The following is a 14,042-nucleotide window of genomic DNA, read 5'->3' as shown; positions in this document are numbered from 1 at the left end:
AGAGTGCATTGTTAAGCACTCTATTTAGAATCTGTACATTTTAATGTTACCGAATAAAAACTAAAACCACTCCATATCCCTTACTTTTGTCGAACTCTTTGATGACTCTCATGACCTGCCACCTTTGTTTAGGAGATACCGTTTTTGTAGCAATTCCGTTGTTATGCGCTTGAATAAAGTCTCCGGCTTCTACTGTGCTGTCGCATCTTACATAAACCTGTCCTACAAGGCCCACAACATTCCATTCATCCCTCTCTTCCCTAGAGGCATAGTTCTTATCTGGCTTATAATCAGGGTTTTCCATAGGCGCCATGACGATTTGGCCATTGGCACCTTTCTGTTTTTCATAAATATACCCGCCAAAATCATTCTTCAGGTATCTTCCAGACCAATGGAAGCTTGACTCACCAAGTATCACACCAGCTGTTTCAGAAATAACTCCAAGCATAAAGTCACCTTTTTTTGCAGGTCTAATTTTATCACCCTCCAAAGTAACTAGGGTTCCTGCCGGAATTTTTTCACCGCTTAGGCTCTCGAAATATTCAGCGTAATCCGAGAACGTTTGGGAACTTTTTATGCTTCCTGAAGCCTTAATCGTTCCATCTTTTGCATGAAATTCTATCTTTCTGTTTGATGAGGATGGTGTGCTCCCACTTGCCCATCCTAGAGCAACTGAGTCTGAGTTCGGATTGATCGTATTATATGAGGCTATCACAGAAGATTGAGCAGCCCCAGTTGCTCTGCTTCGAACAGATCCAGCTACAAAATTATTATTTCCAGTAGCGTGGGAATCACGAGAGCCAATAATCCCGCTTCCTTTATGTTTAAACAAAAAGTACGGCGTCACGACGCCGCCAATCTTAAAATCTGTTTCATAGCCTGAAAAGTCACAATTAGAAACATTAAGATCAGGGTCAACAGAAAAAATTCCAACTGTACCACTGTTATTTTTAGGCGATCTTTGCCCCCATACATTACTAACTACAGACTCGTACATACCGCTCCCAAAAACAACACCCTTTTCGGCTGAATCGATCAATGTCACACCATCAATCATTACCTTACCGACAGAATTGTCGCCACCTACAATATAAAGATCATTATCAGCAGTTTTAAATCCTCGAATCGTTATATTCTTTAAATTGATTAGACGCCCTTTATAATACACGCTTACGACTGAATTTCCCTTATAGTTAATGGAGGAATCATCGCATATAGCATGAAAATTAACCACATTGACGCCATCGTAACCTGAAATTTGCAATGCATTCGGCCCTGCCCCTTTGTACAGATCACTCGGCTTAGGGTTATATGCGATACAGTTAGCCAGCTGAACGTCATGAGCTGATGCTGATTGAGGATCACTTGCTGTGTGGTGTCCTATATGCCGAATGCAAAAACTAATTGCATTTTCATAGGCACGGCAGTTCACAAGTTGAACTCTTTTTGCAGCCGGAGCATAATCATGAGCTTTAATTTCAAATCCTCGAACTCCTCCAATTGCGATGCAGCTATCAACCATTACATCCTGAGAGCCATCATCGATTTCAAAACAGTTTGTATTTGAAGACCCATCATTTAACCCCATCGGATGGTAAGAAAGACAATGACTAAAAGTCGTATGCTTTCCAAAGTGACATGTGAAATTATCATCGCCAGAGCCTGTTGCTTCGCAATATGAGAAGGTTACAAAGTTGCAGCCACCAGGCTGATAAAAGGTAGGATCATCATTTTCTCCGTGTCTGTTATAATTAGGGCTTGTAGCATCAAACCCGTGAAGGCCGGCATTTTTTGCAAAAACATGCTCTACAAAAGAGTAATCCACATTTGCAAAAAGCAAGCAGCTTGAAGTGGGCCCCTTAGGGATCTTCCATCCAGCAGGACGCGTATCTTTATTCCAGTCCAGTGTCAAATGTCCAATGTAGATATTTTCATTACCATTTGTATGATCACTATTGGTGAGTACAGAGTGACCAACTGGCGTATCGTCTAATAACTTAATGATGGTCCTTTTTTTACCCGCTCCAACCAGCATTGTATTCGAAGGAACGAGCAAGCCAGATACCCTAAATACGCCTGCAGGGACTTTTATGAGATAACCGCCTTCGGCCATCGCATCATGAAATGCTTGCGTATCATCTGTGACCCCGTCTCCTTTAGCTCCATAATCCATTACGTTTCGTTCATCAAGGTACTCAAATCTGTTCTCATACATTTTGAGTCTTTCATTTAAGTTTTCAAAAGTTGTTATTCCATTACTTAATGCAATCCCAATTTTACTATCAATCGTTTCGAAATTCTCGGCAAGCTTGGAATCAATTTCAATACTTTCAGTGCTTTCAGGTTTGTAAAGACCTAAAAACGTTGTATAATTTTCCATTTTTACTCCCCCTATTGGTTTCAGTTTTTAAGAAACATAACATCCCTTGCACTTATAAGTGGCAAACGTATGACAAACAAAAAAGCGCTGTCTTTAAACAGCGCACTGATCAAATAATTTCACCTATTCATTTAGTAATTTTTCCACACGCTCCCGCATCTGCGGCACGCTTAATCCGATAATCACCTGAAACGCCTTCCCGTTCCTGACGACGCCGTGTGCGCCAAGCGCGCGGAAAACGCTGTCGGGTTCAACCTTTGTTTCATCCTTGACACTGACTCTGAGGCGGGTGGCGCAGTTTGTGACTTCAGTGATGTTGTCTTTTCCGCCCAGCGCTTCAATATACAGAAAAGCGGTGTCATCAGCCGTTTCAGCAGCGGAGGCCGTTTCATCCTTGTTTTTTCGTTCTCTGTATTCCTTTTTCGAATACAGCTTTGTTTCCTGCTGTTCATCCTTTTCCCGTCCTGGTGTAGCGATATTGAATTTGAGGATTAAAAATCTGAAGACGAAAAAATAAATTGCTGTAAACGAGAGCCCGATCAAAATTTGATACACATATGTCATACCGTGGCTGCCAAAGAGCGGAATCCAGTTCAAGGTCACCGCCTCAATCAGTCCGCCTCCCATATTTCCGACGACGCCGGCCATATACATAACTGTCGACATTGTGGCGGCAAGCACGGCGTGAACCGCAAATAAGAAAGGTGAAATGAATAAGAACGTAAACTCAATTGGCTCTGTAATACCGGCGACAATCGCTGTCAGTGTGACAGGAATCAGCAGCCCTGCGACGAGTTTTTTCTTTTCCTTTTTGGCTGTCACATAAAAAGCCAGGGCGATACCCGGAATACCGAAGATTTTCGAGTTGCCGTGAAGCGCGAATCCGCCTTGCGGAAAGAGCTCCTTCAGCGGTTTGGCGCTTTGCGAATATTCGCCGAGATGCTGTGCCCAATACGTGACGATCCCGCCTTCCGCTACAGCCGGGCCATAAATAAACGGCGTGTAAATAAAGTGATGAAGGCCGGTCGGAATTAAAATCCGTTCCAAAAACGTGTATATCCAAACGCCCACCGCCCCAGAAGCAACCAGGAAGCTTTGAAGCGAGCCGATTCCCGATTGAACCATCGGCCAAATATAAGACACAGCCAAGGCAATTGGGATCATAATAAAGAAGGAAATCATCACGATATATGTTGAGCCTTGAAAGATGCCGAGAAAATCGGGCAGTTTTTTATCAAAATAGCGATTATGCAAAAAGACGACAATCGAAGAAATAAAGATGGCTCCGATAATGTTGGTATCGAGCGTTTTTATGCCCGCAATCATCGTTAACCCGCTCGTTCCGCCGACCTCTTGATTCATGTCGACGCCAAATGCTCCTCCCCATACCGTCAATATCGCGCTGACAAAATAGTTGAATGTCAGGTAAACAGTAAGCGCTTCCAAACAAGCGCGTGCCTGAGCTTTCTTCGCCAAAGCAACCGGGATGCCAATGGCGAATAAGAGCGGCATTTGGTTAAAGACAGTCCAGCCGCCCTGCTCAATGATATACCAGCACTGATACCAAAAACCGTCAGGATCGGCGAGCGGTCCCATGAGGGTTTTATTTTTAAAGAGCGTGCTGATACCGACGATAATGCCGGCGAACGCGAATAATAAAACAGGCACAAACATCGCGCTTCCAAAGCGCTGAATTTTTTGCATCATACCAGAACCCCCTGCTACTCATTGTCATTTTTTTCTGCCTCTTTGTAATCAACATATGCGCGGAACAATGCTTCGCCAACGAGAAAAAACGGTGCAAAAGCGACAATTTCCGTTTTATCGCTTAATGTCACAGGTTTGCTTGTCGCATAAAGATTATGCGGAGTCAGCTGGGCGAGGACATTGTTTTTTAAATTCGTAATGGAAATAAAGGGAATACCCTTTGCAGAAAGCATTCTTGCCTGAGGAATCAGCTCCGGTGTTTCTCCGGAAAGAGAAATGATGATAAACAGATCGTTCACTTTAAAATCCCCGCGCATCAGATTAAATTCATTTGTGTCTTCAATTAAAATAAGATAGCGATGGCGCGGAATAAACATTCTTTGCAGGTCGCGGGCGCATATCTTTTGCGCATTTCCAGAACCGTAGACGAAAATGCGGTCAGCTTCATCAATCAGCTGGCACATGTCCGTCATGTCCTTTGTCCTTAAGAACTTCAAATTTGCTTCAATATCATCAAGCAGCTTTTCAAAACTCATACTCTCGCCTTCTTCCGGCTGATCTTCCCACTTTAAAAAGACGCGAAATTCACTGTAGCCACTGAAACCGAGCTTTTGGGCAAGCCGTAAAATTGAGGAACGCGATACACTGCAAGCTTTGGCCAGCGCGTCGATTCCAAGGTGATAGCATGTGTGCTTATGATTCAATATATATTTTAAAATATGAAAATCGTTGTCATTCAATTTGCTGTAGTGCTGATTGATCAGTTCTTCGAGCTGCATATCAGATCCCCCCATTTTCTTTCTATTATATACAATTACAGATTCGAAAATGGGGGAATTTCAGTTATGATATACGGGTCGGGCTTTGATCAAGCTCAGGCCAGAAGTCTTTGTTGGCCTCCATTAAATCCTCGAGAATGAGTCTTGCCACACGCGCGTTCGGCACTGTTTTTGACAAAATTAGCGCCTGCCACAGCTTTTGGAACGATTTCTCCGCCCATGCTTCAACAGTCAGCTTCTCAACGGATACCTGCTGCTCCATAAGCCCTTTTTGGAATTGCGGAATGGTGCCGACGGTAATCGGTTCAGGCCCATTTGAGCCGACAATGCATGGCACCTCGACCATCGCAGTCGGGTCGAAGTTCGCAATTGTGCCGTTATTTTCAACGATCAACAGCATTCTTTCACCTGTGTTGTAGGCAATCGCCCGGGCAAGATCAACGATATATGATGCGTGGTCATCGATTTTGATTTCGCTGTTTTCTGTGGACTGCTCACGTGTAATCATGTCACATTGGCTGAAAATAAAAGCTTCGCGCCCTTCCATCACTTCATTTGCCCGCGTATGATTCGGATTTGATTTTTTCACCATATCATCCGGGAACAAATAATATTGCAAATACGTATTCGGCAGTGTGTCAGGATCTGCGGCCTGCACGTCACGCGCTTTGGCGAATGTGTCATTCCAGCTCGCCTCCACCGCTTCAGCCTCTGTTTTCGGAATATAGCCGTATTGAGATACATGCTCCTTCAGCTTCGGCATTAAATCGTTGCCCTCTTGATCCTGAATTGATGTCCACCAGCCGAAATGATTTAATCCGTAATAGCGGACCTTCATTTCTTTTCTTGAGGATAAGCCAAGAATTTGCGCCATCCGGTCTTCGATCCCAACCGGCATATCACAGATATTAAGAATTTTAGAATTCGGTCTAAGGCGTCTCGTAGCTTCAGCCACAATCGCCGCCGGATTGGAATAATTGAGCATCCACGCATCAGGCGAGTATTTTTCCATGTAATCTAATATTTCAAGCACACCGCCGATCGAACGCATACCGTATGCGATCCCGCCCGGCCCGCACGTCTCCTGGCCGACAACTCCGTACTTTAACGGAATTTGCTCATCAAGCGCACGCATCGCGTATTTCCCTACTCTGATGTGCGCCATAACAAAATCGACATCTGTAAAAGCTTCTACCGGGTCAGTCGTCGCTGCAAATTCAATATCCGGCGCTTTTTCTCTGATAAAAACGTCACAGGCGCCTGCAATTCGATCCTGTCTCTCCTTATCATTATCATACAGCTTCAGCTTTCTGATCGGAAACTCCTCCAAATGGTCCAAGAGCATGAGTACGATCCCTGGAGTGAAAGTGCTCCCTCCGCCCGCTATTACGATTGAGAATGATTTTTTCTTCATATGACGACCTCCTTGATAACGTTTACAATTCCATTTATACCATGAGATAGCCCGTCCCGTAACACGTTTGGCGCACTTAGGTCATTTGATCAACTTTAGTGTTTTTTCCCATAGAGCGGGAAATTTCTCATTTGCCTTATGTCTGAGAGATTTGGTTTTTTTACCTTTTTTGTAATCTTAAAGTCTCACCAACTGTGAATTTTAAGTGAATATACGCCCTTCCAATTCTTATGAAAAGGTTCTTTTGTACGATTCGGATACATGCCGAATTATTTATAATCATTTATATAAAACATCCAATTGTGCGTGAATTTAGAAAAGGCAGGGGACAAAAGTTGGACTCATATAAAGTCATTGAGCTGGCAAACAAGTATAGTGCGGCCGCAGAAGAGGTCAGAAGCTCCAAAATGCTGCTTGAATCCCGGTTATCTGCATTGGGAGATGCTTGGCAGGGCAAAGCAAGAGATTCGTTTGACCAGGATTTCGAGGAAACAAAAGCCGCCTACGATCAATTCGAACAGGAGCTGCTTGAAACAAGCCAAGAGCTGAAGGCTGCCGCTGTCAAAATAGAAGAACGAAAAGCTGAAATTGCCAGAATGGAAGAACTGGAGCGTAAAGCAAGAGAGGAAAGACATAAACTCGGGAGGTGAACGGTGTGTCAGGAAACATTGCAGTTGATCCGGATAAGCTCGAACAGCTTGCAAATGATGTAGTCACTGAATTAACTGATATGGAAAACAAATATAAGGACCTGCATGTGGAGCTGGGGCAGATGATTTTGCAATGCGATCCCCGCTACAGCAGCTGTTTTTCCGGAGTGGGCGATGCGTGGAGCTCAGGAAAAGCGCTCGTCACTAAGCTAAGTGACAATGAGATTTTCATCAGAAAAACGGGCGATAAATTTGTGGAACAAGATGATATTTTGCGAAAGCTCTACAATGCCTACGACAAATACGGTACGTTGACAAGCTTAACCGCCCTTATGCTGACGCAGGGAAAATATTACGGATTAGGGCTTACGAAATTTGTGAAACAGCCAAGCGGCTTGCATACAGCACAGCACTCAAAACTGCTCTTGGATATTTCCAGGGCCGTTGACAGCTCACGTTATCAAAAAGCGGCAAGAGTGCTTTTGAATCCTAAATATTTGTTGAAAAAGACAAACCGTCCTTTTTCAGATTTGGTACATAAAAAGTTTACAAAATACTTCCCTCAGGACACGGTGGATTTTTCAAACAGCGTCAGAAGCTACACAAAAGGATTTCTTAATGAAGCCGGCGTACGCTCCACTTTGAAGGATGTGGGAAAAACGGGCTTGAGATTCGCGAAAGGAAATGCCATTACCGCCACACTGATTACCGGTGCAACCGAAACATTCGGAGCAGGCGTGAAAATTGCTGAAAATTATGCAAAATACCAGGACAAACCCGAAGTTCTCAAGCGTGAAAACGCCAAGGCCGTCGGTAATGCTGTGAATAATACGATTTTTGTTGCCGGCGGTGCGACAGCTGGTGCTGTCATCGGCGGTGCAATCGGAAGCTTTGCAGGACCTGTGGGTACTGTCCTTCTTGGGGCAGCAGGTTCATACATTGGCGGAGTCGTCGGAGAACAAATCGCCAAATATACAGCCGGTTTTGCTGAAAAAGCAGCCTTAAAGCTGAAAGAACCGATCCATGCTGTCGTTGATACAGCCAAAAAAGGGCTGGAATCAGCCGGCAAAGTCGTCAAATCAGTGAATGACGGCATAGATGCGGCGAATAAATCGATACATAAAGGGATAGACAGCGCGAAAAAAGGAATGGAAAAAGCAAAGAAAACAGCGGATTCGCTCATACACGGCGCAACCCATTTCCTTAAAGGGAAATTTTCATTTGGATAGGAGAATAAACAATGAAGCAGTTTACAATTAGCATAGAAGAACTCTTATTTTGCTTTTACAGCGAAGGGTTTTTTGAACAGGGGATGGCCTTGAAGCAGGCCTATTTTCCGGAAATAGAAGATGAACAGCTCGGCGCTTTGTTCGAAGCAGCTTGCCGCTCACTCTTAGCTAAGGATGCAGCGGAATATCGGAACCATCAATATCGGTTAAAGGACGAGTACTGTCCGTTTATCCATGTATTAAACGACGCTGACTATACAGTGAAGCTTTCTAAATTTAACGGGCAAGGCGCCGAACAGAATGTGTCCTGCCATGTATCAAAATTCGGCACCTACTCTCACGAACTCCTTTTTGATGAACAAGTCCATCGCATTACAAAAATGGAATCAAGTGAAGGGTTACTTGCTAAGACAGATGAGTTTTTACATATAATAGATACAGAGGATAAAAGAGAATCGATTGTGACATTGACATCAAATGAATTTGAAAAACTCTTGGAGGGCGCTTCAGACAACCCTTCATATCTAAAAGAGTTCCTTGAAAAACATGACCACCAAGAGGACGTTACCCGATTTGCAAATGATCTGGCTTTGCGGAAAGGGAAAATGGATACACTTATGCGTCTGGCATATGGCAAAGATAACACTCCTGAAGTGGCTGACATGGCATTTGTCCTGCCGGGGGCCCACCATACTTGGCTTGTCACAGGCATCACCCAGAATGAATTTTCTATCCTCCCTGCTCATAAGGATGTTGTAAATCAAATCATTTCAAAATGATAAGAATTGAATTAACAAAAGGAGAAAAGCATTGAAAAACCAAGAAATCATTGAAGTCAAAAGCAAAATGTTCCTGAGAATATGGGCTTTTGTCGGATCTGCCGGTATGGGATTAGCATGTTTTTGGCTCTTTTATATGGGTATTACGTTTCAAACGAAATATTACCTATTAGCCATTCCTGCTGGCTTTCTGTTCACCTTGTTTTGTTTATATTTATTTATCATCTTCTTTCCGGCTTTCACCCCGCGGGGAAATACCATTTTCCGCATCAAGACAGGAAAAAATGGAGAAGTGTTCACTGACAAAGTGTCTGTTACGTTTACTGATATCAAGAAAATTGAGATGAGCCGCCATAAATTTAGTCTAAAAGGAATTTTCCAGGAAGATATATTGATCCAAACCGTTGATCAGAAGACCATTCGCATTCCCACTTGGAACATCATTCCGAATCCGTTGTTTTTCGAAGCGGTTGAACGCTATATCCTTCCACATCTGAATGAAGAGGCGAAAAGCAATTGGATCGGACAGTTTACAGACATCCAACGCAGTGCGTATTTGAAGGAATTTGAGAATCATCCGAAGCTTTAGGGGCAGCACATGATTGAAGTAAAAAGCATGATGTTTCTAAGGGCTTGGCTGTTCCTCGCTACAGGGGGCGCCTTTATTGTGGGAGTCTGGCTGGTGTCTGAAGCCCTCACGTTTGAATCTAAATATGCCCTGCTTTATTTGGGCGGCGGATTACTGGCGATGATTTATGGATTGATCACATTCTTTATGGCTTTTCCTGCGTTCACAAGCCGTGGAAATGTCATTTTCACCATAAAGACCGGACCTAGTGGCGAAATCTTCTCGAGAAAGCGCAGCGTGCTGTTTTCCGAGGTGAAGCGGCTTTATATGGGACGCCATCAATACAGTTTGAAAGGGATCTTTTTTGAGGATATTATCATCGAGAAAACAGACGGCAAAATCGTTCGAATCCCGACCTGGAACATCATCGCGAATCCGCTGTTTTTCGAAGCGGTTGAACGCTATATCCTTCCCCATTTGAATGAAGAGGCTCAAAACAATTGGATCAGCCAATTTACAGAGGTTCAGCGAAAAGCGTATTTGAAGGAATTTGAGAATCATCCGAAGCTTTAAAAGCTCTCCTCCTCTATAATGAAAGATAAATGCAAATTGAGGAGTGCTCATGATGCTGATTACCATTCTTTTATTTCTCGCGGCAGGGCTTGCCGAAATTGGCGGCGGATATCTGGTTTGGCTATGGCTGAGAGAGGCAAAGCCAGCCGGCTACGGAATCGCCGGGGCGCTGATCCTCATTGTATACGGCATTCTTCCGACGTTTCAGTCCTTCCCATCTTTCGGCCGTGTATACGCCGCTTATGGCGGAGTATTCATCGTGCTTGCGGTCCTGTGGGGATGGCTTGTTGACCGGAAAACACCTGATCTGTATGACTGGATCGGCGCATTCATTTGTCTCATCGGTGTCTGTGTTATTTTATTTGCGCCGCGCGGATAACAAAATGGCCTGCTTATGAAGCGGGCCATTTTTGTTTAATCCTCTTTTAAGCTGTTCAGCTGCACTTCATGCTCCTCTTGCGGTTCGTCAAGCGGATAAATTCTTGCTGTTCCAGTTTCTTCATTTACGTGCTGAATGTAAATAGGAACGCCGTTATATGTTACTTTCTTCATGTCGGGAGATTCTACAATTTCTTTCGCCCTTTGAATATTCATCGTAACACCCTCCTTCAATACATAACGTTTCCATTTCCTGAAGGAAGTATGCTTTATGATTCAGCGGACAAGTTGAATTTTTTCAGGCGTTTGTAGAAAGTGCTTCGGGGGATCCCGCTGATTTTTGCGGCTTGAGAGACGTTTCCTTTTGCAGATTCAAGCGCTTTAATCATCATATCTTTTTGGATTTGCTCACGAAAAGTAAGCACGCCGGCAGCAGCCGGCTTTTTTTCTGCAGAGCTGGCCTGCAATCCAGCGGCTTCCAGTAAAGCGGGAAGCGATTCATCCCTCAGCCGGCCGTCCGGAAATCTGATAGAAAGACGTTCAAACACATTAAACAGCTCACGGATATTCCCCGGCCACTTCCATTGCTTCAGCACATTACAAAAATCAGAAGGAAGTTCGCCTGGCCAATGATTCTTCTGTTTGTAGTACTCAAAGAGATCCGGGATATCCTCGGTGCGATCGCGTAATGGAGGGAGTTCAATTGGATAGACATGAAGACGGTAAAACAAGTCCTCTCTGATTTTTCCGTTTTCGGCAAGCTCGCGTAAATCACAATGTGTGGCGGCAATAACTCTGATATCAACCGGAATTTCTTTCGTCCCGCCGATTGGCGTTATTTTGCGTTCCTGAAGCACCCGTAAAAGTGCAACCTGCATCGAGTGGGAAATTTCTCCGATTTCATCTAAAAACAATGTGCCTTGATTCGCTTTTTGAAAGGCGCCTTTATAGCCATTTCGTTTCGCTCCCGTAAAAGCGCCCTCTGCATATCCGAACAGTTCGCTCTCAATCAAATCAGACGGAATCGCTCCGCAATTGACAGCAACAAACGGACCGTGCCGTCTCTCACTGTTCTCATGAAGCGCGCGAGCCGCGACTTCCTTTCCCGTACCAGTTTCGCCCGACAAACAGACCGTTGCATCTGCCGCAGCTGCACGTTCAAGGTTCATCAGCATCGCTTGCGATCGACCGCTTTTCCCGATCACTCCATTGAATCGAAACACCTTCTTTTTCTTATGTTCCGAAAGATAAAAACAAGTGCCGCCATCTCCTATGGTGACAGCTTTTTCGATTGAGTAGCCCCGTTCCTTCAACTCATACAGGTGCCGGCCCTGCCAATCAGGCATTGAGGTTCGAATCGGTATGCTCGCACTGATGATGTGCTGCTTGTTATTGCATAGCACCATCGGCACACTGGATGCAGCCCTCTCTCCAAAACGGCTGATCAGCTCGAGCTCTTTCTCACGGCTTTTAGCTGCGAGCTCCCGTTCAGCTGCATAGGCGATCGCAGTGGCAATACCGAGCATATGAGGATGAGCGCCTGCCGCCGGACACGATATGTCAATCACACCCGCAAGGCTGCCATCCTCATGGTGAATCGGAGCGGCTGAACAGTTCCAAAGATGGGAAGCAATGGAGTAATGCTCTGATCCTTGTATCGCAACCGGCTCGCTAATGTGGAGCGCCGTGCCAATCGCATTTGTTCCGACAGCCGTTTCCGTCCAGCATGCCCCTTCGACAAAGTTGATGCGTTTGGCTTCATAGAGCGCGCGGGAATGGCCGTCCAATGCCAGAACAACACCGTCTGAATCAATTAGCAGCGCCATCATTTCCATTTCTTTTATGGCAGGCAGCAGTTTTTCGAGGTAAGGCTTTGCGGTCGTCAAGTAGAATGAATGTTTTTTTGACTGCTGATCCAGCTCCGTTTGCTGTAAAACCTTCGGGCCTTTTTCTAAATAAGGATTGACCTCAGCTTTTTTGCAGCGATGCCATGACTCGGCAATCCGTTTTCTTAATCGGGCTTCGTCAAGCACACCGTCTTTCACAAAACGTTTCCAGGTTTGCAAATCGTTTGGGACCGAATTCATTTCCTTGATCGCTCCTCCCTTACACGCCGTTTTCATCTATTGTAGGGGAAAAATAAAGCGCTTTCAACAATAAAAAAAAGCAGGCGCCTTATATCCATGCACCTGCTTTTTCCTTTATTATGCATGTACTGCAAGGCCGATCGTGCTTAACAGCGCCTCATGCAATGTTTCCGATAAAGTCGGATGGGCGGCGATAAAATGCTCCGCCATATCTGTCGTCATCTCACCATTCATGATCGCTGCCGCTTGGCCGATGAGCTCGGTTACATCCGGGCCAATCATCGAGACACCTACGATTTCGCCGAATTCCGGTTCAGCCACGATTTTGACCTTTCCTTCCGCTTGCTGTTTAATGAGTGCCTTGCCGTTTGCGGAAAAAGGAAATTCGCCAATTTTCACATCGCCGTATATGCTTCTTGCCTGACGTTCTGTCATTCCGATACACGCGATTTCCGGGGACGTATAGATGCAGCGCGGCACATGTTTCTCATTGATTTTGACATCCTTTCCGGAAGCATGAGAAGCAGCGATGATGCCCTCATGAAAAGCGGCATGCGCGAGCTGAATGCCCCCTATAGCATCTCCGCACGCGTAAATATGAGGCACGTTCGTCTGCATGTACCCATTCACCGGAATGCCCTTTGGAGAAAAATCAACTTCGGCCTGTTCAAGCTGTAATCCGTCAAGACGGGGTTTTCTGCCGATAGCCACCAGCACATAATCGGCCTTCGTTTTAAACTCTCGCTGACCGCTTTTCCATATTGCCGTTTTGGCCGTCCGATCCACCCGCTCTAATCTGGATGAGGTATGCACTTCGACACCGTCTTCCTCAAGTTTCTCCTGAAAAAGACGGGCAATATCTTCGTCTTCAGCCGGGATCAGCTGGTCCGCTGTTTCAATGATGGTCACCTTCGATCCCAATCTGGCGAACAGCCCTGCATACTCACACCCGATGACACCGCCGCCGACAATGACTAGTGAAGACGGAATCTCGGAAAGAGAAAGCGCGTCTTTGCTGTCGAGGATCCATTCGCCGTCAAACGGGGCAAAAGGCAGCTCGATTGGCTCTGATCCGGAGGCAATCAATACTTGGTCCGCCTCTCTGATTTCTTTTCCTTTTTCTCCTTCGATCAAGAGCTTTCTTTCAGAAAGAAAGGAGGCTGTTCCCTTTACAACCTGTATTTGATTTTTCTTCATTAGGTACTGAACGCCTTGGACAAGCTGACTGACAACCTGTTGTTTCCGGCTTTGCATTTTACTCCAATCGACTGATATCGCACCTGCCGGAAGTTCGATTCCAAAGCTGTCGGCATGCTTGATTTTATCAAGAACGTTTGCGCTTTCTAACAAAGACTTTGTCGGGATGCAGCCTTCATTCAGGCAGGTCCCCCCAAGCTTGCCTTTGTCAATGAGCAGCACGTTTCTGCCCTGCTGTGCCGCGGAAACCGCAGCCGCATAGCCTGCAGGTCCGCCGCCGATAATGGCTAATGTCATGTCG

13 protein-coding genes are annotated in these 14,042 nt (G+C 45.2%); 6 read left to right on the top strand and 7 right to left on the bottom strand.

The features are described from left to right. Window positions 1-46: 46 nt before the first annotated feature. From KXZ66_RS04415 to glvA, 4 genes are all read right to left on the bottom strand, one after another. Window positions 47-2,380, bottom strand: a complete 2,334-nt coding sequence (locus KXZ66_RS04415) for a peptidase G2 autoproteolytic cleavage domain-containing protein (protein ID WP_043940076.1) — start codon at window positions 2,378-2,380, stop codon at window positions 47-49. 123 nt (window positions 2,381-2,503) lie between these two features. After that, entirely contained in the window at window positions 2,504-4,087 is a 1,584-nt protein-coding gene (gene malP, locus KXZ66_RS04410) for a PTS maltose transporter subunit IIBC (protein ID WP_042978116.1), read from the bottom strand. A gap of 14 nt (window positions 4,088-4,101) precedes the next feature. Further along, window positions 4,102-4,866 (bottom strand): MurR/RpiR family transcriptional regulator GlvR, encoded by a 765-nt coding sequence (glvR, locus tag KXZ66_RS04405; RefSeq protein ID WP_014476181.1) that lies wholly within the window; start codon window positions 4,864-4,866, stop codon window positions 4,102-4,104. A 64-nt stretch (window positions 4,867-4,930) separates the two neighbouring features. Next, complete coding sequence (gene glvA / locus KXZ66_RS04400) at window positions 4,931-6,280, bottom strand: maltose-6'-phosphate glucosidase (RefSeq protein WP_219144827.1); 1,350 nt, start codon at window positions 6,278-6,280, stop codon at window positions 4,931-4,933. 335 nt (window positions 6,281-6,615) lie between these two features. Between glvA and KXZ66_RS04395 the strand changes: the two genes are divergently transcribed. Genes KXZ66_RS04395 through KXZ66_RS04370 form a run of 6 tightly spaced genes read left to right on the top strand, consistent with a single transcriptional unit; the run spans window position 6,616 to window position 10,458 of the window. After that, window positions 6,616-6,930: a WXG100 family type VII secretion target gene (locus KXZ66_RS04395; RefSeq protein ID WP_003243177.1), complete on the top strand. Its 315-nt coding sequence runs from the start codon at window positions 6,616-6,618 to the stop codon at window positions 6,928-6,930. 5 nt (window positions 6,931-6,935) lie between these two features. Beyond that, window positions 6,936-8,159 (top strand): hypothetical protein, encoded by a 1,224-nt coding sequence (locus KXZ66_RS04390; protein ID WP_014476173.1) that lies wholly within the window; start codon window positions 6,936-6,938, stop codon window positions 8,157-8,159. Window positions 8,160-8,170: 11 nt separating this feature from the next. Continuing rightward, a complete protein-coding gene (locus KXZ66_RS04385) occupies window positions 8,171-8,938 on the top strand; it encodes a hypothetical protein (protein ID WP_003243767.1) in 768 nt (255 codons plus the stop codon). 31 nt (window positions 8,939-8,969) lie between these two features. Next, window positions 8,970-9,527, top strand: a complete 558-nt coding sequence (locus tag KXZ66_RS04380; protein WP_219144826.1) for a YfjD family protein — start codon at window positions 8,970-8,972, stop codon at window positions 9,525-9,527. Between the two features lie 9 nt (window positions 9,528-9,536). Next, a complete protein-coding gene (locus tag KXZ66_RS04375; protein WP_063335700.1) occupies window positions 9,537-10,079 on the top strand; it encodes a YfjD family protein in 543 nt (180 codons plus the stop codon). 49 nt (window positions 10,080-10,128) lie between these two features. Beyond that, window positions 10,129-10,458 carry a YnfA family protein gene (locus KXZ66_RS04370; RefSeq protein ID WP_010886445.1) on the top strand — a complete coding sequence of 110 codons (330 nt, stop codon included), beginning with the start codon at window positions 10,129-10,131 and terminating at the stop codon, window positions 10,456-10,458. A 35-nt stretch (window positions 10,459-10,493) separates the two neighbouring features. On the opposite strand, the gene KXZ66_RS04365 is transcribed toward KXZ66_RS04370, so the two are convergent. The 3 genes from KXZ66_RS04365 to acoL all read right to left on the bottom strand — a co-directional run bounded on the left by KXZ66_RS04365 (window position 10,494) and on the right by acoL (window position 14,038). Next, on the bottom strand, window positions 10,494-10,673 hold the full coding sequence (locus tag KXZ66_RS04365; RefSeq protein ID WP_003244276.1) for a small acid-soluble spore protein H: 180 nt from the start codon (window positions 10,671-10,673) through the stop codon (window positions 10,494-10,496). A gap of 53 nt (window positions 10,674-10,726) precedes the next feature. Beyond that, the gene (acoR, locus tag KXZ66_RS04360; RefSeq protein WP_219144825.1) at window positions 10,727-12,544 is read right to left on the bottom strand and encodes an acetoin dehydrogenase operon transcriptional activator AcoR; all 1,818 of its coding nucleotides are present in this window, start codon (window positions 12,542-12,544) and stop codon (window positions 10,727-10,729) included. A gap of 117 nt (window positions 12,545-12,661) precedes the next feature. After that, window positions 12,662-14,038, bottom strand: coding sequence for an acetoin dehydrogenase complex dihydrolipoyl dehydrogenase (gene acoL, locus KXZ66_RS04355; RefSeq protein ID WP_219144824.1), 1,377 nt, complete (start codon window positions 14,036-14,038; stop codon window positions 12,662-12,664). Window positions 14,039-14,042: the final 4 nt, after the last annotated feature.

Origin of the sequence: Bacillus sp. LJBS17, from assembly GCF_019334685.1 — a bacterium.
Lineage (GTDB): Bacteria > Bacillota > Bacilli > Bacillales > Bacillaceae > Bacillus > Bacillus subtilis.
This window is presented reverse-complemented; position numbering and strand designations above follow the sequence as displayed.